The sequence below is a fragment of the Streptomyces cupreus genome (genome assembly GCF_014257025.1).
Lineage (GTDB): Bacteria > Actinomycetota > Actinomycetes > Streptomycetales > Streptomycetaceae > Streptomyces > Streptomyces cupreus.
Genome location: NZ_JACMSF010000023.1, coordinates 22,876 through 46,525 on the forward strand (window position 1 = coordinate 22,876; position 23,650 = coordinate 46,525).

A 23,650-nucleotide genomic window follows, 5' to 3' on the forward strand; every position below is an offset into this window, starting at 1 on the left:
CCCTGATTCCGGTGCGGGCCAACGGGTACCCCGCAGGGGCGACGGGACGCCCGGCCCGCCTCCCGGGGCCGGTCGGCCCTGGGACGCGGCCGGTGACCGCAGGAGGGTGGAGACCCAGCCGGACGAGCAGAGGAGTGGGGCGCATGACTTCCAAGGACGTCGAAATCCGCGTGCGAGCGGCGGGCGAGGTGGACGAGGAGGCTCTCGCGTACGTCCGGGAGAAGGTCGAGGCGGCCCTCGACCGTCCGGGCATCCCCGTCGCCGACGGCGAGGTGCGCGTCACCAGGGCCTCGGCGGCCCATGTCGAGCAGCCGTGGTCGGCCGCAGCCGAGATCCGGGTGGGCGGCGAGCTGGTGGTCGCGCACGCCAGGGAGGCAAGCGCGCACGAACTCGCGGACCGGCTCCAGGACCGGCTGCGCGGCCGGGCCGAGCGCGCGGCGCACCGGGGAGACGCGGCACGCAGGGCGGCGTCGCCTCCTCCGTGGCGCGGTGGCCCCTCCGACGGGTGAGCCGGGCGAGAGGGTCGCCCGGACGGCGGGCCGGGGCCGATCGGCCCTAGCCCGCCCGGCCTCGCCCCGGTTCCAATGATCTGATCGAACACCGACGCGACAAAGCCTCACCCGCTCACCACCCGTACGGAAGTCCGCCATGCCCTACGACAACGGCCCACCGGAGCCCGCAGGCCCGCGCCGCAGCCTGGAGCTCGACAGCGCCGAGGCACTGCGGCTGCTGGGCAGCGTGTCCTTCGGGCGGATCGTCTTCACGCAGCACGCGCTGCCGACGATCCGCCCGGTCAACCATGTCCTGGACGGCGGGGACATCGTCATCCGCACCCACGACGGCGCGGCGCTGACCTCCCGGGCCCGTCAGGCCGGCGCGCCGGGTGTGGTGGTGGCGTACGAGGCCGATGTCATCGATGCGGACACCCACCTCGGGTGGAGCGTGGTCGTCACGGGGTACGCCCGACTGGTCACCGACGCGGACGAGTTGGCCCGTTACGCGACCCTGCTGCGCCCGTGGTCGCAGCAGACGATGGACTACGCGGTCCGCATCCGCCCGGACCTGGTCACCGGGGTCCGGCTCACGACGGCCTGACCCCGGCGCGTGGTCGTCAGGGCGTCGGCACCAGCACCACGGGGCAGTGCGAGCGGTGCAGCAACGTGTGCGCGACCGGCCCGAGGCGGCCCCGGTGACGGTGGGCGCCGATCACGACGACGGCGGATCCGCGCGTGGCCTCGAACAGGGCGCGGCCCGGGCCGGTGCGGACCGTGCGGGCCTCGACGCCGACCGTGGGGTACCGCTCCTGGAGACCGGCCAGGCTGAAGCGGGGCACGGCGTCCTCGGCCCGGTCGGTACACGCCTGCGCGCGCTGCCCCGGGCTGGTCGCGGGGATCAGGGAGGGCAGTTCGGGGATGCGGAACCGGTGGGTCCGACTGTGCACCACGTCCAGTCCGACGCCGCGGCGTTCCGCCTCCTCGAAGGCGTAGGCGGCGGCCTCGGCGTCCGCTTCGCCCGCCAGACCGAGCAGCACGTGCCGCGGGCCGTCGCACGGGTGGTCGCCGCGCACGACGAGCAGCGGGCTCGACACATGCGCGGCCAGGCCGAGGCTCACCGAGCGGGCGAGCAGACCGGAGACCGATCCCAGTCCCCGGGAGCCGACGACGGTGAGGGCGGCGCCCTCGCTCTCCCGGGCGAGCCCGGCGACGACTCCGCCGGTCACGGGCATCGACGCCACCCGCAGACCGGGATGGCGGGCGTGGACACGGGCGACGGCGGACAGGAGGACCGGTCCGGCCTCGTCCCGGTCGGCCACGGCGTACACGACCCGCAGGGCGGCGTCGCGCCGCTCGGCCTCGTCGGACGCCCAGTCGAGCGCCCTCACGGCGACCAGGGATCCGTCCACTCCGGCGACCACGTGCTGGGGAATCATGGCTCCTCCCTTCCTCTCTGTGGTCCCGATGCTCGTCGCGCGCCGAGGCACCCGGCAAGGGCCGGGCGAACCCGTCGGCGGCCGTACGGCCCAAGCCGGGCGGGACCGTCCGGCCCGCCGGGCTCATGAGGAGAGGTGCACGCCGTACCGCGCGCGTCCGCCGACGAGTTCGCGGCCGGTCACCAGACGACGCTCCAGCGCAGGCACTCCGGTGCCGCCCGACAACAGCCCTGGTCACACCGTGATCCGGCGCCCACTGAGGACGCGGGGCTCGATCCGTATCCACAGCGTGCGCGGGCCGCCCGCCCAGGGCGCGCTGTACGCCCGCTCGTCGAGGCGGCGCACTTCCGCAAGGTCGGTCACAGCCTTGGCGTACCCGCGGACGAGGACGCTCCAGCCGCTGCTGAAGGCATCGTCGACACGGTCGACCTCGAAGGCCACCTGGCAGCCTGCCGCCAGCGCGGGTGTCGCTCCCGGAGCGGTCCGGAAGACGATCGCGCCGTCCACGACGGTGTAGTTGACGGGGACCACGACGGGTCCGGTCGCGGTGGGCACGGCCAGGTGTCCCACGCCGTGGCTGGAGAACAGGGCGCGGCACTGGTCGGCCGTGAGCTCGCTGAACTCGGCGTGGCGAGCGGCCCGGCCCGGTCCGGGCGGCCGTTCGGCGTCGCCCCCGGTCAGCTCCGTCACCGTGGTCTGCAGGGCCCCCGCCAGCCGCATGAGCGCCCCGATGCCCGGTGCCGCCACCGGCTGCTCCTCCAGGAAGCGGAGATAGCTGGGGGCCATGCCGGCCCGCGCGGCCGTCTCCTCACGGGAGAGGCCGAGTCGGGTGCGCCGGAGCGCGAGGCGTCGTCCGAGGTCGCCCACGGGCAAGGGCTCGGCCGCCGTCCACGGGATCTGTTCGGTCATGGCCCGTCGCCTCCTCCTGTCGGCCCCCCGGACCGCTGAACTCCCCCCGTTCCTCAAGCGTGTGCGGGCCCATGGGGTTCCGCATGGGCCGGTCGGTCCCGGTGTGCGCGCCGGTCGGGGTCGATTCCGGTGGAGAGGTCCGTACGGCCCCATCGGACCGGCGGGGCGGGGCCGACCGGCCCTTCCGCCACACCGGCCGCATCCGGTTGTATCCGACCATGTCCGAGAACCTCACCCGGTCCAAGCCGCCGCTCTCGGAGCGCGTCGAGGCGGAGGCGACCGTCGTGGCAGTGCGTGGCGAACTCGACCTGCAGTCGGCACCGCTGCTGACCGCCAGGCTCGACGCGCTGACCGCCGGCCCGGGCCCGGACCTGGTGCTCGATCTGCGGGACGTGTCCTTCGTCGACTGCAGCGGGCTGGGTGTCCTGTGCCGGACCAGGGCGCGTGCCCTCGCCCGGCACGGCCGGTTGCGGCTGGTCACGGAGAGCCCAGGTCTGCTGCGGGTGCTGCGCGTCACCGGCCTGTCCGGCGTCTTCGAGCTGTATCCCCGGCTGTCGGACGCGCTCGCCGGGGTGTCGAGGCGGGACTCGGCCTCGACGGCCGCCGGCTGATCCGGCCCCCATGCCGGCCGGCAGCGCGCACGACGAGGAGGTGCGGCCCGATGGACGGCACGCAATGCGCGAAGCTGCGGATGTGGCGCTGGCGGAGCAACCCGCTGCGCCGACGCGACGACATCGTCGAGGCATGGATCGTGCCGGCCGTATGGGTGGTCGTGGTCGCGGGCGGCGCCCTCGCCGGGCTCGTGACGGCCCGCGCCGCCGACCAGGTGTTCGCCGAGCAGCGCGGCGAACGTCACCCGACCCGGGCCGTGCTGCCGGCCGACGCCCCAAGGCGGCGACGTCGGCAGGACCGGGGAGCGGACAGGCCTTGGCCGAGGTCCGTTGGACGTCCGACGACGGCACCAAGCGGACGGACGAGACCCTGGTGGCCAGGGGCCAGAGAGCCGGTGCCGAGATCGTCGTGTGGCTGGACGGCCGCGGCGCTCTTGCAGGCGAGCCGCCGAGTCCGACCGAGGCCGCGGTGGAGGCCGGTGTCCTGGGGTCGGCCGCCGCGCCGGCCCTCACGGGCGCGGTGTTCGGTGTCGGCGCGCTGGTCCGGTGGCGACTGGACCGGCGGCGCCTGGAGCGCTGGGGCCGGGGGTGGGAGCTGGTGGGGCCCGAGTGGCGGCGCCAGACCGGTTGACGTGACCGGTGTCGCGGCCGGTCAGTCGCCCCGGTACAGAGCGGTGAGCAGTTCCACCGCCGCCTGGGTGGCGGGGTGCGGATCGTCCCGCCACCAGGCGAGCCGTACCGCGATGGGCTCGGTGTCCCGCACCGGCCGGTAGACCACGCCGGGGCGCGGGTACTGGTGGGAGGTCGCCTCCGCGGTCATACCGACACACCGTCCGGTGGCGATCACAGTGAGCCAGTCGTCGACGTCGTGGGTCTCCTCGGTGGCCGGCCTGGCACCCGGCGGCCACAGCTCGGCGGTGGTGGTGCCGGTACGGCGGTCGACGAGCAGGGTACGTCCGGCGAGATCGGCGAGCCGCACCGAGCGCCGCCTGGCCAGCGGGTCGTCGTCGGCCACGGCGCACAGCCGCCGTTCCAGCCCCACGAGGGCCGAGTCGAACCGGCGGTCGTCCAGCGGCCGACGCACGACGGACAGGTCGCAGGCACCCTCCGCGAGGCCCGCGGTGGGCGAGTTGACACGGACCAGCTGGAGATCGGTCCCGGCGTGCGCCGCGGCCCAGCGGCGCTGGAAGGCGGAGGTGTGCCGGCCGAGGGCGGCCCAGGCGTACCCGATGCGCAGCCGCTCATGGCCGGAAGTGGCCTCCCGGACCAGGTCGTCCACCTCGCCGAGCACTCGGCGGGCATGTGCCAGCACCCGTTGCCCGGTCCCCGTCGGGGTCACTTCCCGGGAGGTGCGACGCAACAGCCGTACGCCCAGGGCGCGTTCGAGGGAGGCCAGGGTGCGCGAAACGGCGGCCTGGGAGATGCCCAGCGCGATGGCCGCGTCGGTGAAGGTGCCTTCGTCGACAATCGCGACGAGGCAGCGCAGCTGGCGGAGCTCCACATCCATGACTCAAGCGTATAGATATTTCCGCTCGTGCATTTTGTGCATGCATGACGGGACCTCACCATGCCTGCATGAGCGCGCGAACCGCACCCGTCTCCGCCCCCGAAGTCCCCGCCGCACGCCCCGAGTCCCCCGCGGTCGGCCTCGTCGGCGTGGCCACGATGCTCGGCAGCGGCCTCGCCAACCAGACCGGTGCCGCGATCGGATCGCTCGCCTTCCCGGTGCTCGGCCCGGTCGGCGTCGTCGCGGTACGCCAGTACGTCGCCGCCGTCGTCCTGCTGGCCGTCGGCAGGCCGCGGCTGCGCGCCTTCACCTGGCGGCAGTGGTGGCCGGTCATGCTGCTGGCCGTCGTGTTCGGCACCATGAACCTGTCGCTGTACACCGCGATCGACCGGATCGGTCTGGGCCTGGCGGTGACCCTGGAGTTCCTCGGCCCGCTCGCCATCGCCCTGGCCGGCTCGCGTCGGCGGGCGGACGCCCTGTACGCGGTGCTCGCCGCCGCGGGCGTCGTGGTCCTGATGCGGCCGCGGCCCTCCGCCGACTACGTCGGTATGACCCTGGGCCTGCTGGCCGCCGTCTGCTGGGCGTCGTACATCCTGCTGAACCGGACCGTCGGGCAGCGCGTCCCGGGCGCGCAGGGGTCGGGGGCCGCGGCGGCACTGTCCGCGCTGCTGTTCCTGCCGGTCGGCGTCGTGCTCGCGGTACGGCAGCCGCCGACGGCCGAGGCCATCGCCTGCGCCGTCGCGGCGGGAATCCTCTCCTCGGCCGTCCCCTACCTCGCGGACGTGTTCACCCTGCGCCACGTCCCGGCCCGGGCCTTCGGGCTGTTCATGAGCGTCAATCCAGTCCTCGCCGCACTCGTCGGCCTCGTGGGCCTCGGCCAGGGCCTGGGCTGGGCGGAGTGGGGCGGCATCGGGGCGATCGTCACGGCCAACGCCCTCGCTCTCCGCGGAAGGGGCACCGGCAGCGGGACGGCCGACGGCTCAGGGACGTAGCCCGTCGTACGGGGGCTCAAGGGCGCGCGCCCGATCAGCGCTTCCCTCAGATCGACCAACCGACCGCCGGCCCGTACACCTGCCCGGGCTCGGAAGCCCCCATGGCCTCGATGTCGTGCGTGGCTGCGTCCACCAGCTGCCCGGCAAGGTCGTGCAGGGCGCGGCCCGCCGCCAACTCGTCACCGATCTCCGGGACATCCATGTCCGCGGGGTTGCGGTGCGCGGTCCCGCGGCCGGTGAGCGACGTGCTCCCGGTGTCCAGTACCACCCGTGCCTTGGTCGTTCCCGCCTCCTCGAAGAGGTGGAGGCGAACCTTCCATTCCGCTGTGTGGGACATCGTGTCCTCCTCGTCTCGACGGCGACTGCCACCTCCGCACGTATCCCTTCCATGTTCGAACGGCGGCCGGTCCGCCGCACGAGGCCGAAGGTCCTGCGCGCGTCTCGACGACCCGGCCGATGAGGCTCGGGTTCTCCTCGGTCGAGTTCGTCGAAGTCAGCACTGCTCGTCGAAGTCAGTTCTCTTCGTCGAAGCTGGCGAAGTAGGCCGCGGCCATGTCCTCGTCGCCGTGCCCCTGGGCGGCGGCCCGCTCCAGCCGGGCAGCACCCGCGGCGGCGACGTCCAGACGTAGCCCGCCCCGCTCGCCCGCCTCCACGATCAGCCGGGCGTCCTTTGCGGCGGTCGTCACCGCGAACTGGGCCGGGGAGAGCCTGTCCTCCAGGATCAGCCCGGACTTGGCGCGCAGATAGCCCATGTCGAGCGGGCCGCCCTCGATGAGGTCGAAGAAGTTCTGCGGGTCCACGTCGAGGGCCCGGGACAGGGCGAGCATCTCCCCGGCCGCTGCGGTGACCGCGATGACCCAGCTGTTGGCGACCAGCTTCAGCCGGGTCGCGGTGCCCGCCCCGCCGTCCTCGCCGGTCCACACCGTACGGGCGCCGACGGCGTCGAAGACCGGCGTGACCTTCTCCCGGCCGCCCACGGGCCCGGCCGCCAGCACGGTGAGCTGACCGGCTTCGGCGGGCTGGCGGGTGCCGAGCACGGGGGCGTCGTAGAAGGCGAGCCGGTGCTCGCGGGCGAAGTCGGCCAGGGCGCCGAGGCCATCGATGCCGGCGGTGGTCGACTGCACCCAGGCGGTGCCGGGGCGCAGTGCGGGGGCGGCCTGGCGCATCACGTCCAGGGCGGCGGGACCGTCGTGCAGCATCGTCAGGACGACATCGGCGTCCTGCGCGGCCTCGGCGGGCGTGTCGGCGACGAACACGCCGTCGGGGGCGAGCGGTTCGGCCTTGGCCCGGGTGCGGTTCCAGGCGCGGACGGTGTGCCGGGCGCGGGCGAGGTTGCGGGCCATCGCGGCCCCCATGATCCCGGTGCCCAGCACCGCGACGGTGAGCTTGTCGGTCATGACGTTCGCCTTCCTGTCTCGTCCTCGGCTGTGGCGTCAGCGGCGCGCGGCGCCGACCAGACCGTCCAGCCATGCCTGGTGGCCGTTGAGCATCGGGTTCGGCCGTGGCGGGCTCGCCGAGCCGCGTCTCCTGGGTGAGGATCCGTACCCGGCCACCGGGAAGATCCTCCACCAGCCAGGCGTGCAGCACATCCAGACGCTCCGCCGGGGTGCCGTCCTGCTTCGCACACCGCCGCCCGGGGCCTGCCGCGGGTGGAGGTGTCGGTCAGGCAGCGCCAGACCGGGGCGGCGGTGACGCCCCGCACGATCACCTCGTTGAGTCGCCGCGCAGCACCAGGTCGAGCAGACCGGGGAAGCGCGCCTCGAACTCCTCGCGCCGCAGCCGGTTGACCCGCTTGGGCCCCTCGTCCCGCTGCTCGACCAGACCGGCGCCGCGCAGCACGGAGAAGTGGTGGCTGAGCGCGGCCTTGCCGACCGGCACGTCGAAGCTGCCGCAACTGCGCGACCAGTCGGCGGAGCCCGCCAGCTCACGGATGAGCTGCATCCGCACCGGGTCCGCGACCGCGGACAGCGCGGTCTGGACGGAGACGTCCTCGGGATCCGTGTGCACCGGTGCGGTGCGATGACCGCCGCCCGCCGCCTGGTTCGCCATGCCCCGCTCCCGATGCCGCTTGCCGAGTGTTCGATGCGTATCTTACAGTCCGAGTGTTCGCTTCCGATTGAACACTCATGTGGACACGTCACAGAAGGGCCGTTCCGTCATGCGCGCAGTCGAGTTCCAGGAGTACGGCGATCCCGAGGTGCTGAAGGTCGTGGAGGCCGACATCCCGGAGCCGGGGCCCGGCCAAGTGACCATCGACACCGCCTATGTCGGCGTGAACTTCGCGGACGTCAAGGCACGGGCCGAGGGGTACCGGGTGGATGCGCTGCCCTTCCGCCCGGGCCTGGAGGTCTCCGGGCGGATCAGGGCCGTGGGCGAGGGCGTCGAGGGCCTGCGCCCGGGGCAGGAGGTCGCCGCCCTCGTCGGCGGCGGCGCCTACGCGGAGGTGGTCGCCGCCGATGCCGCGACCGTCTTCCCGCTCCCCGAGGGCCTGGGTCTGCGCACGGCGGCCACGCTCCCCACGGTCGTGCCGACGGTGCACGCCCTGCTGCACGAGGTGGGGCGGCTGCGCGCCGGAGAGACCGTGCTGGTGCACGGCGCGGCGGGCGGCATCGGCACCGTGGCCGGGCAGCTCGCCCGGGCGGCGGGTGCCGGGGCGGTGTACGGCGTCGCCTCCTCGGCGAGCAAGGCCGAGTACGCCCTCAAGCACGGCTACGACGAGGTGTTCACCGCCGACACCTTCCCCGAGGACATCCGCCGCGCCACCGGCGGCCGGGGCGTGGACCTCGTCCTGGACCCGGTCGGCGGCGACACCCTGCGCCGCGGCCTCGACAGCCTCGCCGTCTACGGCCGCCTGGTGTCCTTCGGCAACGCGAGCGGCGCCGGGCCCTGGCACGTCGGACAGCCCGAGCTCTACGCACAGGGCCGCTCCGTCGCGGGCTTCTCCATCCTGGCCCTCGCCCAGTCGGGCCCCGGAGCACTGCGCGCACTCGCCGAGCGTGCCTTCCGCACGGTCACCGACGGCACCGTGAGCCTGCCGATCACCGCGGAGTTCCCGCTGTCGGACGCTGCCGGAGCGCATCGGCTCATGGGCGGACGTACGTCCACGGGCAAGCTGGTGCTGCGGACGGCCGACTGAGCCCGGCCGCCACACTCACCGACGGCTCCTCCCCCGCACGTGACCTTCCCCGCCGCAAGGTCGATACTGCCGACAGCGGTCCGGAAGCTGTCTGCCAGCTCACCAGGAGGTACCCATGAGGATGCTCATCAACGTCCCGGAGACCGTCGTCGCCGACGCGCTGCGCGGTCTGGCTGCCGCCCATCCCGAACTGACCGTGGACGTCGAGAACCGGGTGATCGTACGGGGGGACGCGCCCGTGGCCGGAAAGGTCGCCCTCGTCTCCGGCGGCGGGTCGGGGCACGAGCCGCTGCACGGCGGGTTCGTGGGACCCGGGATGCTGTCGGCGGCCTGCCCCGGCGAGGTGTTCACCTCTCCGGTGCCGGACCAGATGGTGCGCGCCGCGGCGGCCGTGGACAGCGGCGCGGGCGTGCTGTTCATCGTGAAGAACTACACCGGCGACGTCCTCAACTTCGACATGGCCGCCGAACTCGCCGAGGACGAGGGCATCCAGGTGGCGAAGGTGCTCGTCGACGACGACGTGGCGGTCACCGACAGCCTCTACACGGCAGGGCGCCGGGGCACGGGCGCGACGCTGTTCGTGGAGAAGATCGCGGGCGCGGCGGCCGACGAGGCCATGCCGCTGGAGCGCGTGCAGTCGATCGCCCGTCAGGTCAACGAGAACTCCCGCAGCTTCGGGGTGGCGCTCAGCGCCTGCACCACCCCCGCCAAGGGCAGCCCCACCTTCGATCTGCCCTCCGGCGAGCTGGAGCTCGGCATCGGCATCCACGGCGAACCGGGCCGTGAGCGGCGCCCCATGATGACCTCGGGCGAGATCGCCGACTTCGCGGTGAACGCGATCCTGGAGGACATGGTCCCGCGCAACCCCGTGCTGGTCCTGGTCAACGGCATGGGCGCGACCCCGCTGCTGGAGCTGTACGGCTTCAACGCCGAGGTCCAGCGGATGCTCACCGCACGCGGGGTCGCCGTCGCCCGCACTCTCGTCGGCAACTACGTCACGTCCCTCGACATGGCCGGCGCCTCGGTCACCCTGTGCCAGGTCGACGAGGAACTGTTGCGTCTGTGGGACGCGCCGGTGAAGACGGCCGGGCTGCGCTGGGGCATGTGAGCGGGCGGCGCCCGGGTGCCAACCTACCTACCACGCAAGGAGATTCCGTGCTCGACGCCGACTTCTTCCGCCGTTGGATGACCATGACGGCCGCGTCCGTCGAACGTGAGGCGGAACGGCTCACCGCCCTCGACTCGCCGATCGGGGACGCCGACCACGGCAGCAATCTGCTGCGCGGGTTCCGCGCCGTGACCGTGGCCCTGGACAAGGAGTCCCCGGACACACCCGGCGCGGTGCTGATCCTCGCCGGACGGCAGCTGATCTCGACGGTCGGCGGCGCCTCGGGGCCGCTGTACGGAACGCTGTTGCGGCGCACCGGCAAGGCGCTCGGGGAGGCCGCCGAGGTCGACGAGGCGAAGTTCGCGGAGGCGTTCCGTACCGGGGTCGACGCGGTGATGACGCTCGGGGGCGCGGCGCCGGGCGACAAGACCATGATCGACGCTCTGGTGCCGGCCCTGGACGCGCTCGGTGCCGGTTTCACCGCCGCCCGGGCCGCCGCCGAGGAGGGGGCGCTCGCGACGACGCCGCTCCAGGCGCGCAAGGGGCGGGCGAGCTATCTCGGCGAGCGCAGCATCGGGCACCAGGACCCCGGTGCCACCTCGTCGGCCCTGTTGGTCGCGGCTCTGGCGGAGGCGCACGGTGAGTGACGACAAGCTGGTCGGGATCGTGCTGGTGTCGCACAGCGCCGAGGTGGCGGCATCGGTGGCGGAGCTGGCGAAGAGCCTCGCGGGCGGCGGGACTTCGGTACCGGTGGCTCCGGCGGGCGGCACCGAGGACGGCGGTCTCGGCACCAGCTCCGAACTGATCGCCGCGGCGGCCGCCGCCGTGGACCGGGGTGCCGGGGTGGCCGTCCTCACCGACCTCGGCAGCGCGGTGCTGACCGTCAAGGCTCTCCTCGCCGAGGGCGACGAACTCCCCGACGGCACACTCCTGGTGGACGCCCCCTTCGTCGAGGGCGCGATCGCCGCGGTCGTCACGGCGTCCACCGGCGCCGACCTCGCGGCCGTGCAGGCAGCGGCAGAGGAGGCGTACACCTACCGCAAGGTGTGACCCCTAGGCGACACCCCGGGAGGCCATCTCCAGCGCCACGCGCAGCGCCGCCTCCAGCTCGGCCCTCGTCGTCGCCGCGTCGGGGGCCGGCTCTGCGGTGTGCCAGGCGTGGTGTTCCACGGCCGCCCGCAGCGCCGCGTTGAACATCGCCGCCTGGATCACCGGGCGCAGATCGTCGGCGGGCAGTCCGGCCCGTTCGGCGAGCGCCCGGGCGAAGGCCGGCTCGGCCTCGTCGTACGTCTGGAGCCAGACGGCGCGGAGGCCGGGCTCGGTGCGGGTGAGCCGCACCAGGGCGCCGACGGTGGCGCGTTCGGGGCCCCGGATCAGGCCGTCCCCGGTCAGGAGGCTCCGGTCGAAGAGCTGGTCGAGGGGCTCGCCCGGACGCCAGTCCCGCAGACACTCGGCGATCAGGTCGATGCCGGCCGAGAACAGCGGCTGTACGCAGCTCTCCTTGCTCGGGAAGTAGCGCCACACGGTCCGCGCCGAGACACCGACCGCCTGCCCGATCTGCTCGCCGGTGGTCGCCGTCACGCCCTGGGCGACGAACAGGTCGACCGCGGCCCGGGCGATCTCCAGCCGGATCTCGGCCTTGCGCTCCTCGGTCAGCGGCGGTCGTCCCGTGCGTGCGCGGGCTGCGGTCATCTGTTCCTCCGGTCCGGTGATCGCTCTTCCGGAAATTCTCCACCACACCCACGGCCCGACTTTATGTCACTCACAGACATTAAATCGTAGAGTGTGCGCGCACAGGGCACTCGGCCCTGGCGCAGGGATGGGAGCGGCTCATGACCGACGGACGCGGCGTCATCGTCACCGGAGCGGGTTCGGGCATCGGCCGGGCCACGGCCCTGGCCTTCGCCGCCCAGGGCGACCGGGTCGTGGTGGCGGACCTCAACGCCGAGGGCGCACAGGCCGTCGTCAAGGAGATCGAGGAGGCGGGCGGCACCGCCGTCGCCGTCACCGGCGATCTGAGCGAGCAGTCGGCCGTCGACGCGGTCGTGACCACCGCCGTGGAGCGGTTCGGCGGGGTGGACGTGCTGGTCAACAACGCCGGGATCATGGACCGGATGTCGGCGGTCGCCGATGTCAGCGACGCGGAGTGGGAGCGGGTCATCCGGGTCAACCTCACCGCCCCGTTCCAGCTCACCCGGGCCGTGCTGCCGCACATGCTGGCCGCGGGCAGGGGCGCGATCGTGAACACCGCCTCCGAAGCGGGCCTCAGGGGCAGCGCGGCGGGCGCCGCGTACACGGCCTCCAAGCACGGCATGGTGGGCCTGACGAAGAACCTCGCGGTGATGTACCGGGGGCAGGGCATCCGCGCCAACGCCATCGCGCCCGGCGGCACCCGGACCGGCATCGTCATCGACGCCGAGCAGGGCGCCCACGGGCCGACGGCGCTCGGCCCGCACTTCGTCAACGTCGGCCGGCTCGCCCAGCCCGAGGAACAGGCCGCGGCCATCGTGTTCCTCGCCTCGGACGCGGCGAGCAACATCAACGGTGTGGTGCTGCCGGTGGACGACGGCTGGTCGGCGGTCTGACCGAGCTCAGCGGCTGCTGACGAACCTGCGTGCCAGCCACTCGCCCACCGTGACGGCGGCCTCGCGGTCCTCGATCGGCTCCACCCGCGTGTCCTTGAAGACGATGTAGGTGACCCCGGAGGCGGTGCCACCGCCGTGCGGGTCGGGACGGATCCCGAGGGCCTCGGCCGCGGCGTAGGAGGCCTCGCCGATGTTGTCGCGCGACCCCACGTCACCGACGACCGCGTACCGCACGCGGTCCCGGTACACGAGGGCGACCACCGAACCGCCGCGGATCCCATGGTCCCGGTAGTCCCAGACACTGCTCGGGGCGGGGACGACGACGTACGGGAGCCGTTCGGCGTCCAGATAGCGGCCGTCGGACTGCGTGAACGCGGTGACATCACTGAAGTAGGGGTCGGTACGGCTGTTGCAGTGGCGGCCGGGGCGGCCGTCGCAGTCGATGTCCAGGTCGGCCGTCCAGAAGACGGCCTCCCGGGTGCCGCAGACCGGGATCGTCGGGGGCCGGCCGTCGTCGGTGCGATAGCGCCCGCGGGAGATCTGGGCGCACTCACGCGCCTTGGCCAGCAGATCGGCGGCGCGGACGTCGCCCTGGTGCCGCACCGCCGGCCACTTCTCGGCCTGCGGTGCGGCGGCGAGCAGGGCGGCGCTTGCCGCGAGCAGCGTCAGCGACTGGAGACGCACGATGAGGAACCCTCTCCTGGGGGGACACTGACGGACACTCAGCCCAATCTGATGCCTGGGCGATCAAGCGGCCACCGTTCGGGGGCCGGACGTGGTGCCCCGGCGCGTTCTTCGGAGATGCGGTCCCCGAACTTCCGGCAGCGGCCGGGAGTCTGAGCCTGTGTCGGCTCGGCCTCCCGGCCGCGCACGGCCGGCGCGGGATCAGCGACGACAGCGGTCCGCGCCACCGGCGTGAACTCCCGAGCCCTCCTGGGGAGTTCAGCCGTGAGGGGTCAGCATACGTAACCGTCGCGAACGACCGGCAACGACCGCCCTCTTGATGCGATCGCGCCAGCCGCGTCATATTGGTCCGGACCATTGCCGCGAGCCGGTGTCCAGTGGTTCCGCCGCGGCCCCCGTCCCCCCACGGGAGGCACAGTCGTGCGACGCGTTCCGATCCCCGCCCGTCCGCACCGACTCGCCGTGCTCTGCGGCACCCTCGCCCTGGTCGCCTCCTGCGGCTGGCAGGGCCGGGCCGACGAGGGCCCGCTGCCCGGCGCACCGAGGGGCGTCACGGCCGAGGCGGGCAGCGCGACCAGCGTGCATGTGATGTGGAACGTGGTGACGGCGGGCCAGGGCATCGACGGTTACGAGGTGTATCGCGGCACCACAAAGGTCAAGGACGTGCCGGGTGACGAACACATGGTGGATGTCACCCGGCTGCGCCCGTCCACGACGTACGTCTTCACCGTGCGGGCCCGTGACACCGACGGCCGCCTCGGACCGCCCAGCGAGGAGGTCCGCGCGACGACTCCCGCCTCGGCCGCCGCGGACGGCGCCGCCCCGAGCGCGCCGGGCGCCGTGGCGGGCCGCGCGGTGGGCAGCAGGGCCGTCCAGCTGTCCTGGTCCGCGGCGAAGGACGACCGGGGTGTGGTGTCGTACGACATCCTTCAGGGCGGTACGAAGATCCACAGTGTGGGCGGTAACCAGACCGCGACCGTGCTGACGGGGCTGCGGCCGGGCACCCGCTACACCTTCACGGTCCTTGCCCGGGACGCCGCCGACAACAGCTCACCGACGGGCGCCCCCGTACGCCTCACCACACCGGGCAGAGACGACGGGCGCGGCACCGCACCGGTCGACTTCCGCGCCACGGCCCACCGCGGGGACGCGGACGGGGCCTACTACATCGACCTGAGCTGGGTCCCGCCGCGCACGGACGGCGTGGTCACGGAGTACCAGGTGCACCTCGACGGGAAGCCCGCCACATCGGTGGTGTTCGGCGGTGAAGCGCCGCGTGAGAAGGCCACATACAGCTTCTACGCGGGCGCCGAGGCGGGGGTCAGTTATCGGGTGCGGCTGCGGGCACGGCTGCCCGACGGGACCTGGGGCGGGTTCTCGGCGGAGCGGACGGTGACGACGGGCGACGACGGAACACGGTGAGTCGGCCCGTCCCTGGGCCGGACGATGGAATCCGTCACCTGCCCGGGGGCGGTCCGCATGCGCGGTGGGCCGGGGGCACGTTGGCTGCCCCTGAGGCAGCACGGGCGTTTCCCGACCCTCGGCGGCGCAAGGGATGTACCGCCAACCGTGCCGCCGGAGGGCAGTCCACATGCGCAACTCAACGCCACTTCTCCGCTCGGGGCTGACCATGGCGGCCGCCGCCGCGCTTCCGCTCGCCCTGACCGCCCCGACGGCCGCCGCGCAGTCCGGGATCTCGGTGAGCACCAGCGGCAACACGGTCTCGGTCACCACCGTCGAGTGCAGCCAGACCAGCTCCACCGGCAGCTGGGGCACCGCCTCGCTGCTCACCAGCAGCCAGGCGAACTTCGCCCAGGGCCGCCAGGTGGCGCTCTCGGGCTCGACCAGCCGGCAGTCCGCCGCCTGGTCGAGCGTCAGCCCGGGCACGTACACCGTCATCGTGCAGTGCGCGTTCAACAACCAGACCGCGGGCACCCAGGCGGTGGTCGTCTCCGCGCCCACCATCTCCGCGACGGCCTCGCCCTCGCGCGGTGTCATGGGCGGTCTCGGCGGCGCCGCCAAGGACTTCGGCACGCTGACCCTCGCGGCGGGCGGCGGACTGCTGGCGATCGGCGCCGGGGCCACCGTCTGGTTCCTGCGCCGCCGCTCGAAGCCCTACCGGCTCTGAGGGCCCTCGGCGGGCAGCTCGGCGAACTCCTCCAGCGCGTGGGTCAGCCACCGGGTCCAGAAGGTCTCCAGATCGATGCCCGCCCGCAGCACCAGATGGCGCAGCCGGTCCTCGGGGCCGTCCTTGCCGGGCGGGAAGTCGCGCTTCTCGATCTCCTCGTACTCGGCCAGCTGCCGTCGGTGCAGTGCGAGATGGCGGCGCAGATCGGCCTCGATGCCCTCGGTGCCGACCACGGCCGCCGCGCGCAGCCGCAACAGCAGCGTGTCCCGGTGCGGTTTGGGGTCCTGGGCGGCGGCACTCCAGCGGGCCAGTTCGGCGCGGCCCGCGGGCAGGACCTCGTAGCTCTTCTTCTGACCGCGGGCGGGCTGCTCGGAGGCGAGCGCGCGGATCAACCCGTCCGCCTCCAGTTTTCCCAGCTCGCGATAGATCTGCTGATGCGTCGCCGACCAGAAGTAACCGATCGACTTGTCGAAGCGACGGGTCAGCTCCAGCCCCGAGGACGGCTTTTCGAGCAGGGCGGTGAGGATCGCGTGCGGGAGTGACATGACGTCATCCTAGGGAGGCGCCTACAGCGCCGCCGCGACCTCCGTGCCCTGTTTGATGGCCCGCTTGGCGTCGAGCTCCGCGGCCACGTCGGCGCCGCCGATCAGGTGGACGCTGCGGCCGGCGGCCACCAGCTCCTCGTACAGATCGCGGCGCGGCTCCTGGCCGGTGCACAGGACGATGGTGTCGACCTCCAGGACCGTGCTCTCCTCGCCGACGGTGACATGCAGCCCGGCGTCGTCGATCCGGTCGTAGCGCACACCCGGGACCATGCGGACGCCGCGGTGCTTGAGCTCGGTGCGGTGGATCCAGCCGGTCGTCTTGCCGAGGCCCGCGCCGACCTTGGTGGTCTTGCGCTGGAGCAGATGGACGGTGCGCAGCGGGGCGGGACGCTCGGGCGCCGCCAGACCGCCCGCGCCCTCGTACGCCATGTCGACGCCCCAGAGGCGGAAGTACGTCTCGGGGTCCTCGCTCGCCTTGTCGCCGCCGTCGGTGAGGAACTCGGCGACGTCGAAGCCGATGCCGCCCGCACCGAGGATCGCGACGCGCTCGCCGACGGGCACGCGGTCGCGCAGCACGTCGAGGTAGCCGACGACGCTCGGGTGGTCGACGCCCGGGATGTCCGGGGTGCGCGGCGTGACGCCGGTGGCGACGACGACCTCGTCGTAACCCTCCAGATCGGCGGCCCCGACCGGCGTGTTCAGCCGTACGTCGACGCCCCGCGCGTCGAGCTGATGGCCGAAGTAGCGCAAGGTCTCGTCGAACTCCTGCTTGCCGGGGACCTGGCGGGCCACGTTGAGCTGGCCGCCGATCTCGCTCGCGGCGTCGAACAGCGTCACCTCATGGCCGCGTTCGGCGGCCGACACCGCGCAGGCGAGACCGGCCGGGCCCGCGCCCACGACCGCGACCCGCTTGCGCCGCCGGGTCGGGGACAGGACCAGTTCCGTCTCGTGGCAGGCGCGCGGGTTGACCAGACAGGAGGTGATCTTGCCGCTGAAGGTGTGGTCGAGGCAGGCCTGGTTGCAGCCGATGCAGGTGTTGATGGCCTCCGGCCGGCCCTCGGCCGCCTTGTTCACGAAGTCGGGGTCGGCGAGCATCGGGCGGGCCATCGAGACCATGTCCGCGTAGCCCTCGGCGAGCAACTCCTCGGCGAGTTCGGGGGTGTTGATGCGGTTGGTGGTCACCAGCGGGAGAGACACCTCCCCCATCAGCCGCTTGGTGACCCAGGTGTACGCGCCCCGCGGCACGGAGGTGGCGATGGTCGGGATGCGCGCCTCGTGCCATCCGATGCCGGTGTTGATGATGGTCGCCCCGGCGGCCTCGACCGCCTTCGCGAGGGTGATCACCTCCTCCAGCGTGGAGCCGCCCGGGACCAGGTCCAGCATGGACAGCCGGTAGACGATGATGAAGTCCTCGCCGACGGCCTCGCGCACCCGGCGCACGATCTCGACCGGGAAGCGCATGCGGTTCTCGTACGAGCCGCCCCAGCGGTCGGTGCGGTGGTTGGTCTGCGCGGCGATGAACTCGTTGATGAGGTAGCCCTCGGAGCCCATGATCTCGACGCCGTCGTAGCCGGCGTGCCGGGCGAGGCGGGCGGTGCGGGCGTAGTCCCCGATGGTCCGCTCGACGTCGGCGTCGGTGAGCTCGCGCGGCGGGAAGGGGCTGATCGGGGCCTGGAGCGGGCTCGGCGCGACCAGATCCTGGTGGTAGGCGTACCGGCCGAAGTGCAGGATCTGCATCGCGATCCGGCCGCCCTCGCGGTGCACGGCCTCGGTGATGGCCCGGTGCTGCTCGGCCTCCGCCTCGGTGGTGAGCTTCGCGCCGCCCTCGTAGGGGCGCCCCTCTTCGTTCGGGGCGATGCCGCCGGTGACGATCAGGCCGACGCCGCCGCGGGCCCGTTCGGCGTAGAAGGCGGCCATGCGCTCGAAGCCGCGCTCGGCCTCCTCAAGGCCCACGTGCATGGAACCCATCAGCACGCGATTGGGCAGCGTGGTGAAGCCCAGGTCAAGCGGGTTCAGCAGGTGCGGGTAACGGCTCATCGGGCCCCTCCGTGCGCGGTGTCGTCCTCCCTGTTGTAGAGGACCGCGCCCGGTTTATGCAACTAGTTGCACAAAGGAGAGACCCAGGTCACCGGCTTTCCAGCCGGACGTGCAGCTCGCGCTCCTGGTCACCGGAGGCCGTGCTGAGGTCGTGCACCGTGAACAGGTCGTGCAGGGTGGCGCGGAAGCGGTCGATCGCCCAGTAGCCGCCCTGCGCATCGGCCTCGACGGACCGGGACAGCCGGCCGCCGGGGTGGGCGCCCGGGTGCGGCTCGGAGACGTCGAAGGTGCCCAGCCACACCGTCGGCCGGGTCTCGTGCCAATCCTGCGGTACGTCATCGGAGCGTCGGTCCGAGTCGTAGCACGCGCACAGGGCCTCGAACACGATCCGGGCGTCCTCCTTGCTGCATCCGCTGATCTCCACGGAGACGGATTCCGGGTGCAGTCGCTCACTGTCCATCGTGATCGCTCCTCTCGCGGCCGCGCCGCGTCACGGCGCCGGGTTCCCCCGCGACACCGTGTCGCACTCCCAGAAAACCACTACATTCCGGGATGTACAGCCCCGAGAGGAGCGCCGAGTCAGCTTCGGGTGAAGCGATAGGTCTTGCTGTCGGTGAGGATGCAGAAGCCCGGCGACAGGACGATCACGCGCAGGGTGCCGGTGCGGCGGTCGTAGTCGACGCCCTCCGCCTCGAAGGTGCCCGAGCAGCCGCTGCGCAGGGGGAGCTGACGCAGGGCCGTGACATGGCCGGTGACGTCGGAGCTGCCCGGCTGGGCCGACAGGTCGATCTGGAGCAGCGGCTTGGTCATGCCGAAGAGGGTGCCCGCCGGGTCGTCCGAGGAGCACAGGAGGGTGGTCGGACCCGAGAAGTCGCAGCCCTGCACGTCCCGTACGGCGTGGTCCAGGCGGACGGTGGAGGCCTGCGGGAGGTTCGCGGACGGGGAGGTGCCGGGGTTGACGCCGGGGGTCGGGAAGACGAGGAGGCGGTTCATCGTGCCGTACTCCCCGGCCAGCATCCACTGGCCGGCGGGCGTGATGGCGACCCAGGAGTTGTTCAGCGCCTCTCCGCCGCTCAGCGTGTGCACGTACTCCGACCAGGCGCCGCCCGGCGCCTGCACGCGGAACATCTTCGCGCTCCCGGAGTCGGCCTGGTACGGCTCGATGTAGTAGCCGTCGTAGGAGGCGTCCGGGTCGCCGACATGGTTCCAGCCCCGGCTGCTCACGCTCATGGGGATGGTGCCGATGCCGGTGTAGCGGTTGGGGCTGCCGGCCGGGACCTCGACCGAGGTCAGGCCCTGGCTCTCGGTCAGCGGGTCGGCGCGGTCGGAGCCGGCCTCGGTCCAGGTGTCGGCGGCGAACGCGGGCGGGGCGGTGGACAGGACGGCGGCACTGGCGAGGGCGACGAGTCCGGTCAGGACGGCATGACAACGTTGCCGGGCACGCAGGGGCATGGGCCGACTCCTCGGTTGGGGGGTGGCTGCGGGTGCTCGGCGGACAGTCTGGCGCGCTCCGATGGTCATGTACAGACCAATAGAGGAACGGCAGTGGTCGTCTTCGTTGCGCTTCCCCGGACGCCCGCCGCCGTGTTGAGGGATGGTGGAGGTGAACGACGCGAGAGGTCGCGGAGACGGTTGAGCGCGGTAGAACAAGGGGAGTCGGCACGGGGGACAGCGTGCCGCGTGAAAGGGCGAAGGCGGTGCGTGGGATGACTGCAGCCGGATCTCCCGTGGCCCGGGGCGACGAGCCGATGCCGGGTGACGGGCCGGTGCGCGGTCCCGTACGCCCGAGCGGGCTGCTCGATGTGCTGGGCGTGGCCTCCGTCGTCCTGGACGCCGAGGGCCGGATCGTGCTGTGGAGTCCCCAGGCCGAGGAGCTCTTCGGCTACTCCGCGCAGGAGGCGCTGGGCCGGTCCGCCGTCCGGCTGATGATCCACGAGCAGCACTTCGACGTGGTGGTGAAGCTGTTCGCCGATGTCATGGAGACCGGCGAGAGCTGGGCCGGGGCCTTCCCCATCCGGCACAAGGACGGCAGCACCCGTCTTGTGGAGTTCCGCAACCAGCGGCTGCTGGACGACCGGGGCGATGTGTACGCGCTCGGTCTGGCCGCCGACCAGTCGACGGTGCGCCGGCTGGAGCGGGACGTCGCGCTGTCCACGCGCGTGGTGTCGCAGTCGCCGATCGGACTCGCCGTGCTGGACACCGATCTGCGGTACGTCTCCGTCAATCCGGCGCTGGAACAGCTCAATGGAGTACCCGCCGAGGAGCATCTGGGCCGTACCGTCCCCGAGGTCCTGCCGGACGTCGACGCCGCCGCCCTGGAGTCCGCGGTCCGCCAGGTCCTGGAGACCGGGGTGCCGCTCGTCGACCAGTCGACCATAGGACGCACTCCGGCCGATCCGGACGAGGACCATGCCTGGTCGCTGTCCATGTACCGGCTGGAGGACGCGCTCGGAACCGTGCTGGGCGTGGCCTGCATGGTCGTGGACGTCACCGAGCAGCACCGGGCCCAGGTCGAGGCCGAGGCCGCGCGCCGACGCCTCGCCGTCGTCGCCGACGCCTCCGCCCGCATCGGCACGACCCTCGAACTGGAACGTACGGCCCATGAGCTCGCCGATGTGGCCGTCCCGGAACTCGCCGACATCGCCGCCGTGGATCTACTGGACGCGGTGGTGGAGGGCAGGCGCAGCATTCTCGGCCCCGCCGAACCGGCCGTGATCCGCGCCCTGGCCGTGCAGGCGGGACGGCCGTCGGAGGCCCTCGACGCCGCCGATCCGCCCGGGCAGATCGCCCGGTACGCGCCCGACCGGCTGGTCACCCAGTGCGTGCGCACCGGCAGCCCGGTGCTGGTGGCCGAGGTCGAGCCCGCGGATCTGCCCCACATCGCCCGTTCCCCCGAGGCGGCGGAGCGGCTGGCCCGCGCGGGGGTGCACTCCTATCTGGCCGTGCCGCTCATCGCGCGCGGCGAGGTGCTGGGCGCCCTCGACCTGAAGCGGATCGACAACCCCCTGCCCTTCGGGGACGACGACCTGCTGCTGGCACGGGAGTTGGCGTCCCGCGCCGCCGTGCAGATCGACAACGCCCGCTGGTACCAGAACGCCCGCGACACCGCCCTCACCCTCCAGCGCAGCCTGCTGCCCTGCCATCCGCCGACCACGGGCGGCCTGGAGGTCGCCTCCCGCTACCAGCCCGCGGGCGCCACCGCCGAGGTCGGCGGCGACTGGTTCGACGTGATCCCCCTGGACGGCGGGAAGACCGCGCTGGTCGTCGGTGACGTCATGGGCAGCGGGGTGAACGCCGCCGCGACCATGGGCCGGCTGCGCACCGCGACCACCACCCTGGCCTCCCTCGACCTCGATCCGGCCCGGCTGCTGGAGCACCTGGACAAGACCACCGACGGCCTGGACCACTCCATCGCCACCTGCGTGTACGCGGTCCACGACCCGCAGCTGCGGCAGTGCCGGATCGCCAACGCCGGACATCTGCCGCCGGTCCGCCTGCGCGACGGACACGCCCCGGAACTGCTCGAACTGCCCACCGGGGCACCGCTGGGCGTGGGCGGAGTGGCCTTCTCCACCACCACCGTGGCACTGGAGCCCGGCGACCGGCTGGTGTTCTACACCGACGGTCTCGTCGAGACCCGCCAACACCCGCTCGACGAACGCCTCGACACGCTGCTGCACCTACTCGACGGCCCCGACCGCCCCCTGGAGGAGGTCTGCGACCTCCTGCTGCGCACGCTGCACCAGCCCGACAACTCCGACGACGTCGCCCTGCTCATCGCGCGCGTCGTGACGCCCGTTTAGGCCCTTCACAGGAAACCATTACCGGCTTCTTACCGCCCTCGTCCCACAATCACAGCAAGGCGTGGCCCAGGTCGGCCGGGCCGCCGTGGCCGAGGGAGCGAGCCATGACACACGATCCGGACCAGGAAACTCCAGAAGTCCTCGCGGGCGGACCTGAACGGGACCGGCCGCGCGGGCTGTGGCAACGCCAGTCGGCCCGCGCGCGGACCATCACCGCGGCGACCACGATCGCCGTACTCGCCCTCGGCGGCACCGTCGCCTACGCCGCGACCTCGGACGGCGGAGAAGGCTCTACGACGCCCTCGGCCTCGGCGTCCTCAAACGCGCCGGACCGCCCCGGTGAACGCCACCACCGCGGCCCCTGGATGGGCAGGGGCGGCGGCGCCGTCCACGGCGAGGCGACCGTCCAGGACCCGGACAGCGACGAGTGGATCGTCCGGGTCTGGCAGCGCGGCACCGTCGAGGAGGTGGACGGCGACCAGGTCACCGTCCGCAGCGAGGACGGCGCCGAGTGGACCTGGACGGTCGACTCGGACACCACGGTCCACAAGGAGGGCGACTCGGGCGGCCTGAAGGACGGGGACGAGGTGTACCTGGCCGGCACCCGCTCCGACGACGGCGAACGCACCGCCGACCACGTCCTGTCGGGCACCTGGGAGCAGCGCGACCCCGGCGACTGGCGCGAGAAGCGGCCCTGGCACCACGACAACGACGCGGCCGCCCACAGGCTCTAAGGCACCGTGCCCACCACGACTTGGGCGTACCGCTCCTCGCACACCGCCGGACGGGGCGTCAGACCGCCCCGGGTGAAGGCCTCGACGGCGGCCGCCGTCTGGCGCTCGCTCGTCTCGACGAGCAGGCAGCCGCCCGGCGCCAGCCACCGCCCCGCCTCGGCGGCGACCCGGCGCAACAGGTCCAGGCCGTCCGCGCCACCGTCGAGGGCGGTCAGCGGCTCATGGTCGCGCGCCTCGGCGGGCAGGAGTCCGACCTCGCCGGTGGGCACGTAAGGGACGTTGGCGGCAAGGATGTCGACACGGCCGCGCAGGGCGGTGGGCAGCGCCCCGAACAGGTCACCGGCGTGGACCTGACCGCCGTACGCGGCGACGTTGCGGCGGGCGCAGCGCACCGCGGCCGGGTCGATGTCGGCGGCGTGCAGTTCGACCGCACCCAGCGCCGCGGCCAGGGCCGCGCCTACGGCACCCGAGCCGCAGCACAGGTCCACCACCACGGAGGCGTCCGGGACTTGGGCGAGGGCCCGCTCGACCAGGAACTCGGTCCGGCGGCGGGGGACGAAGACGCCGGGTTCGACCACGATGCGCAGACCGCGGAACTCGGCCCAGCCCAGGACGAGTTCGAGGGGATGACCGGACGCGCGCCGGTCCACCATGGCGGCGAGCTCTGCCGGGGAGGTGGCGGCGGTCAGCAGCAACCGAGTCTCGTCCTCGGCGAAGACACAGCCCGCGGCACGCAGCGTGGCGACGACGGTGTCATGGGAGAGGGAAGGGGGAGTGGAAGACAAAGGGGGGCCTTTCGGGATCCGAAGGGCGCTCCTCAGGTCACCGGCGACCGGCGACCGCACCGACTCGTGGGGAGAGCACCCGACCTGACACTGCGGTAATGGGTCTCACCCCCTCGGTTCCACGCGTCCGGGACGATCCACGGACGGACGGCCACA

The 23,650-nt window shown here is 73.0% G+C and carries 26 protein-coding genes and 1 pseudogene; 14 read left to right on the plus strand and 13 right to left on the minus strand.

Going from position 1 to position 23,650, the window contains the following annotated elements; genetic code table 11:
- Positions 1 to 143 precede the first annotated feature (143 nt).
- The gene (locus H4N64_RS21585; protein ID WP_186284048.1) at positions 144 to 509 is read left to right on the plus strand and encodes a hypothetical protein; all 366 of its coding nucleotides are present in this window, start codon (positions 144 to 146) and stop codon (positions 507 to 509) included.
- A gap of 139 nt (positions 510 to 648) precedes the next feature.
- Complete coding sequence (locus H4N64_RS21590) at positions 649 to 1,095, plus strand: pyridoxamine 5'-phosphate oxidase family protein (RefSeq protein WP_186284049.1); 447 nt, start codon at positions 649 to 651, stop codon at positions 1,093 to 1,095.
- A gap of 16 nt (positions 1,096 to 1,111) precedes the next feature.
- Here H4N64_RS21590 and H4N64_RS21595 read toward each other — a convergent pair whose 3' ends face one another.
- Positions 1,112 to 1,930 (minus strand): universal stress protein, encoded by an 819-nt coding sequence (locus H4N64_RS21595; protein WP_186284050.1) that lies wholly within the window; start codon positions 1,928 to 1,930, stop codon positions 1,112 to 1,114.
- Positions 1,931 to 2,164: 234 nt separating this feature from the next.
- Entirely contained in the window at positions 2,165 to 2,839 is a 675-nt protein-coding gene (locus H4N64_RS21600; RefSeq protein WP_186284051.1) for a helix-turn-helix domain-containing protein, read from the minus strand.
- 218 nt (positions 2,840 to 3,057) lie between these two features.
- Here H4N64_RS21600 and H4N64_RS21605 point away from each other — a divergent pair, with 218 nt between their 5' ends.
- Together H4N64_RS21605 and H4N64_RS46390 are read left to right on the plus strand one after the other, a co-directional pair.
- A complete protein-coding gene (locus H4N64_RS21605; RefSeq protein WP_186284052.1) occupies positions 3,058 to 3,450 on the plus strand; it encodes an STAS domain-containing protein in 393 nt (130 codons plus the stop codon).
- 151 nt (positions 3,451 to 3,601) lie between these two features.
- On the plus strand, positions 3,602 to 4,081 hold the full coding sequence (locus H4N64_RS46390) for an Rv1733c family protein (protein ID WP_472910307.1): 480 nt from the start codon (positions 3,602 to 3,604) through the stop codon (positions 4,079 to 4,081).
- Positions 4,082 to 4,102: 21 nt separating this feature from the next.
- Here the strand turns inward: H4N64_RS46390 and H4N64_RS21615 are convergent, their stop codons facing one another.
- The gene (locus H4N64_RS21615) at positions 4,103 to 4,957 is read right to left on the minus strand and encodes a LysR family transcriptional regulator (RefSeq protein ID WP_186284053.1); all 855 of its coding nucleotides are present in this window, start codon (positions 4,955 to 4,957) and stop codon (positions 4,103 to 4,105) included.
- Positions 4,958 to 5,025: 68 nt separating this feature from the next.
- On the opposite strand from H4N64_RS21615, the gene H4N64_RS21620 reads away from it, so the two are divergent.
- Positions 5,026 to 5,949, plus strand: coding sequence for an EamA family transporter (locus H4N64_RS21620; RefSeq protein ID WP_260859852.1), 924 nt, complete (start codon positions 5,026 to 5,028; stop codon positions 5,947 to 5,949).
- Positions 5,950 to 5,995: 46 nt separating this feature from the next.
- On the opposite strand, the gene H4N64_RS21625 is transcribed toward H4N64_RS21620, so the two are convergent.
- From H4N64_RS21625 to H4N64_RS21635, 3 genes and pseudogenes are all read right to left on the minus strand, one after another.
- Positions 5,996 to 6,286: a DUF1876 domain-containing protein gene (locus tag H4N64_RS21625; RefSeq protein WP_186284054.1), complete on the minus strand. Its 291-nt coding sequence runs from the start codon at positions 6,284 to 6,286 to the stop codon at positions 5,996 to 5,998.
- Positions 6,287 to 6,461: 175 nt separating this feature from the next.
- Positions 6,462 to 7,352: pseudogene (locus H4N64_RS21630) on the minus strand (NAD(P)-dependent oxidoreductase); the annotation flags it as partial.
- A 301-nt stretch (positions 7,353 to 7,653) separates the two neighbouring features.
- Positions 7,654 to 7,998, minus strand: coding sequence for an ArsR/SmtB family transcription factor (locus tag H4N64_RS21635; RefSeq protein ID WP_186284056.1), 345 nt, complete (start codon positions 7,996 to 7,998; stop codon positions 7,654 to 7,656).
- A 109-nt stretch (positions 7,999 to 8,107) separates the two neighbouring features.
- On the opposite strand from H4N64_RS21635, the gene H4N64_RS21640 reads away from it, so the two are divergent.
- The 4 genes from H4N64_RS21640 to H4N64_RS21655 all read left to right on the plus strand — a co-directional run bounded on the left by H4N64_RS21640 (position 8,108) and on the right by H4N64_RS21655 (position 11,243).
- Positions 8,108 to 9,085, plus strand: coding sequence for a quinone oxidoreductase family protein (locus tag H4N64_RS21640; RefSeq protein ID WP_186284057.1), 978 nt, complete (start codon positions 8,108 to 8,110; stop codon positions 9,083 to 9,085).
- Positions 9,086 to 9,200: 115 nt separating this feature from the next.
- A complete protein-coding gene (gene dhaK, locus H4N64_RS21645; protein ID WP_186284058.1) occupies positions 9,201 to 10,193 on the plus strand; it encodes a dihydroxyacetone kinase subunit DhaK in 993 nt (330 codons plus the stop codon).
- 47 nt (positions 10,194 to 10,240) lie between these two features.
- Positions 10,241 to 10,840, plus strand: coding sequence for a dihydroxyacetone kinase subunit DhaL (gene dhaL, locus H4N64_RS21650; RefSeq protein ID WP_186284059.1), 600 nt, complete (start codon positions 10,241 to 10,243; stop codon positions 10,838 to 10,840).
- Positions 10,833 to 11,243 (plus strand): PTS sugar transporter subunit IIA domain-containing protein, encoded by a 411-nt coding sequence (locus H4N64_RS21655; RefSeq protein WP_186284060.1) that lies wholly within the window; start codon positions 10,833 to 10,835, stop codon positions 11,241 to 11,243. The genes dhaL and H4N64_RS21655 overlap by 8 nt, the downstream gene beginning before the upstream one ends.
- A 3-nt stretch (positions 11,244 to 11,246) precedes the next feature.
- Here H4N64_RS21655 and H4N64_RS21660 read toward each other — a convergent pair whose 3' ends face one another.
- The gene (locus H4N64_RS21660; protein ID WP_186284061.1) at positions 11,247 to 11,885 is read right to left on the minus strand and encodes a TetR/AcrR family transcriptional regulator; all 639 of its coding nucleotides are present in this window, start codon (positions 11,883 to 11,885) and stop codon (positions 11,247 to 11,249) included.
- 140 nt (positions 11,886 to 12,025) lie between these two features.
- On the opposite strand from H4N64_RS21660, the gene H4N64_RS21665 reads away from it, so the two are divergent.
- Entirely contained in the window at positions 12,026 to 12,778 is a 753-nt protein-coding gene (locus H4N64_RS21665) for an SDR family NAD(P)-dependent oxidoreductase (RefSeq protein WP_186284062.1), read from the plus strand.
- A gap of 6 nt (positions 12,779 to 12,784) precedes the next feature.
- Here the strand turns inward: H4N64_RS21665 and H4N64_RS21670 are convergent, their stop codons facing one another.
- The gene (locus H4N64_RS21670) at positions 12,785 to 13,462 is read right to left on the minus strand and encodes a glycoside hydrolase family 75 protein (RefSeq protein ID WP_186284063.1); all 678 of its coding nucleotides are present in this window, start codon (positions 13,460 to 13,462) and stop codon (positions 12,785 to 12,787) included.
- Between the two features lie 420 nt (positions 13,463 to 13,882).
- On the opposite strand from H4N64_RS21670, the gene H4N64_RS21675 reads away from it, so the two are divergent.
- Positions 13,883 to 14,884: a fibronectin type III domain-containing protein gene (locus H4N64_RS21675; protein WP_186284064.1), complete on the plus strand. Its 1,002-nt coding sequence runs from the start codon at positions 13,883 to 13,885 to the stop codon at positions 14,882 to 14,884.
- A 169-nt stretch (positions 14,885 to 15,053) separates the two neighbouring features.
- Positions 15,054 to 15,590, plus strand: coding sequence for a hypothetical protein (locus tag H4N64_RS21680; protein WP_186284065.1), 537 nt, complete (start codon positions 15,054 to 15,056; stop codon positions 15,588 to 15,590).
- Here H4N64_RS21680 and H4N64_RS21685 read toward each other — a convergent pair.
- From H4N64_RS21685 to H4N64_RS21700, 4 genes are all read right to left on the minus strand, one after another.
- Positions 15,578 to 16,135 carry a PadR family transcriptional regulator gene (locus H4N64_RS21685; RefSeq protein ID WP_186284066.1) on the minus strand — a complete coding sequence of 186 codons (558 nt, stop codon included), beginning with the start codon at positions 16,133 to 16,135 and terminating at the stop codon, positions 15,578 to 15,580. The genes H4N64_RS21680 and H4N64_RS21685 overlap by 13 nt on opposite strands.
- 21 nt (positions 16,136 to 16,156) lie before the next feature.
- The gene (locus H4N64_RS21690) at positions 16,157 to 18,172 is read right to left on the minus strand and encodes an NADPH-dependent 2,4-dienoyl-CoA reductase (protein ID WP_186284067.1); all 2,016 of its coding nucleotides are present in this window, start codon (positions 18,170 to 18,172) and stop codon (positions 16,157 to 16,159) included.
- A gap of 88 nt (positions 18,173 to 18,260) precedes the next feature.
- Positions 18,261 to 18,632 (minus strand): hypothetical protein, encoded by a 372-nt coding sequence (locus tag H4N64_RS21695; protein ID WP_186284068.1) that lies wholly within the window; start codon positions 18,630 to 18,632, stop codon positions 18,261 to 18,263.
- A gap of 119 nt (positions 18,633 to 18,751) precedes the next feature.
- Positions 18,752 to 19,624: a hypothetical protein gene (locus H4N64_RS21700; RefSeq protein ID WP_186284069.1), complete on the minus strand. Its 873-nt coding sequence runs from the start codon at positions 19,622 to 19,624 to the stop codon at positions 18,752 to 18,754.
- Between the two features lie 254 nt (positions 19,625 to 19,878).
- Here H4N64_RS21700 and H4N64_RS21705 point away from each other — a divergent pair, with 254 nt between their 5' ends.
- Positions 19,879 to 21,975 carry a SpoIIE family protein phosphatase gene (locus H4N64_RS21705; protein ID WP_186284070.1) on the plus strand — a complete coding sequence of 699 codons (2,097 nt, stop codon included), beginning with the start codon at positions 19,879 to 19,881 and terminating at the stop codon, positions 21,973 to 21,975.
- Between the two features lie 104 nt (positions 21,976 to 22,079).
- On the plus strand, positions 22,080 to 22,709 hold the full coding sequence (locus H4N64_RS21710; protein WP_186284071.1) for a DUF5666 domain-containing protein: 630 nt from the start codon (positions 22,080 to 22,082) through the stop codon (positions 22,707 to 22,709).
- Here H4N64_RS21710 and H4N64_RS21715 read toward each other — a convergent pair.
- A complete protein-coding gene (locus H4N64_RS21715) occupies positions 22,706 to 23,494 on the minus strand; it encodes a putative protein N(5)-glutamine methyltransferase (protein WP_186284072.1) in 789 nt (262 codons plus the stop codon). The genes H4N64_RS21710 and H4N64_RS21715 overlap by 4 nt on opposite strands.
- Positions 23,495 to 23,650 lie beyond the last annotated feature (156 nt).

What these genes read in the sequence shown, in the direction of transcription:
- H4N64_RS21585 (WP_186284048.1), top strand. Translation starts at nt 144, where the DNA reads ATGACTTCCAAGGACGTCGAAATCCGCGTGCGAGCGGCGGGCGAGGTG.
- H4N64_RS21590 (WP_186284049.1), top strand. Translation starts at nt 649, where the DNA reads ATGCCCTACGACAACGGCCCACCGGAGCCCGCAGGCCCGCGCCGCAGC.
- H4N64_RS21595 (WP_186284050.1), bottom strand. Translation starts at nt 1,930, where the DNA reads ATGATTCCCCAGCACGTGGTCGCCGGAGTGGACGGATCCCTGGTCGCC.
- H4N64_RS21600 (WP_186284051.1), bottom strand. Translation starts at nt 2,839, where the DNA reads ATGACCGAACAGATCCCGTGGACGGCGGCCGAGCCCTTGCCCGTGGGC.
- H4N64_RS21605 (WP_186284052.1), top strand. Translation starts at nt 3,058, where the DNA reads ATGTCCGAGAACCTCACCCGGTCCAAGCCGCCGCTCTCGGAGCGCGTC.
- H4N64_RS46390 (WP_472910307.1), top strand. Translation starts at nt 3,602, where the DNA reads ATGGGTGGTCGTGGTCGCGGGCGGCGCCCTCGCCGGGCTCGTGACGGC.
- H4N64_RS21615 (WP_186284053.1), bottom strand. Translation starts at nt 4,957, where the DNA reads ATGGATGTGGAGCTCCGCCAGCTGCGCTGCCTCGTCGCGATTGTCGAC.
- H4N64_RS21620 (WP_260859852.1), top strand. Translation starts at nt 5,026, where the DNA reads ATGAGCGCGCGAACCGCACCCGTCTCCGCCCCCGAAGTCCCCGCCGCA.
- H4N64_RS21625 (WP_186284054.1), bottom strand. Translation starts at nt 6,286, where the DNA reads ATGTCCCACACAGCGGAATGGAAGGTTCGCCTCCACCTCTTCGAGGAG.
- H4N64_RS21635 (WP_186284056.1), bottom strand. Translation starts at nt 7,998, where the DNA reads ATGGCGAACCAGGCGGCGGGCGGCGGTCATCGCACCGCACCGGTGCAC.
- H4N64_RS21640 (WP_186284057.1), top strand. Translation starts at nt 8,108, where the DNA reads ATGCGCGCAGTCGAGTTCCAGGAGTACGGCGATCCCGAGGTGCTGAAG.
- dhaK (WP_186284058.1), top strand. Translation starts at nt 9,201, where the DNA reads ATGAGGATGCTCATCAACGTCCCGGAGACCGTCGTCGCCGACGCGCTG.
- H4N64_RS21660 (WP_186284061.1), bottom strand. Translation starts at nt 11,885, where the DNA reads ATGACCGCAGCCCGCGCACGCACGGGACGACCGCCGCTGACCGAGGAG.
- H4N64_RS21665 (WP_186284062.1), top strand. Translation starts at nt 12,026, where the DNA reads ATGACCGACGGACGCGGCGTCATCGTCACCGGAGCGGGTTCGGGCATC.
- H4N64_RS21680 (WP_186284065.1), top strand. Translation starts at nt 15,054, where the DNA reads ATGCGCAACTCAACGCCACTTCTCCGCTCGGGGCTGACCATGGCGGCC.
- H4N64_RS21685 (WP_186284066.1), bottom strand. Translation starts at nt 16,135, where the DNA reads ATGTCACTCCCGCACGCGATCCTCACCGCCCTGCTCGAAAAGCCGTCC.
- H4N64_RS21690 (WP_186284067.1), bottom strand. Translation starts at nt 18,172, where the DNA reads ATGAGCCGTTACCCGCACCTGCTGAACCCGCTTGACCTGGGCTTCACC.
- H4N64_RS21695 (WP_186284068.1), bottom strand. Translation starts at nt 18,632, where the DNA reads ATGGACAGTGAGCGACTGCACCCGGAATCCGTCTCCGTGGAGATCAGC.
- H4N64_RS21700 (WP_186284069.1), bottom strand. Translation starts at nt 19,624, where the DNA reads ATGCCCCTGCGTGCCCGGCAACGTTGTCATGCCGTCCTGACCGGACTC.
- H4N64_RS21705 (WP_186284070.1), top strand. Translation starts at nt 19,879, where the DNA reads ATGACTGCAGCCGGATCTCCCGTGGCCCGGGGCGACGAGCCGATGCCG.
- H4N64_RS21710 (WP_186284071.1), top strand. Translation starts at nt 22,080, where the DNA reads ATGACACACGATCCGGACCAGGAAACTCCAGAAGTCCTCGCGGGCGGA.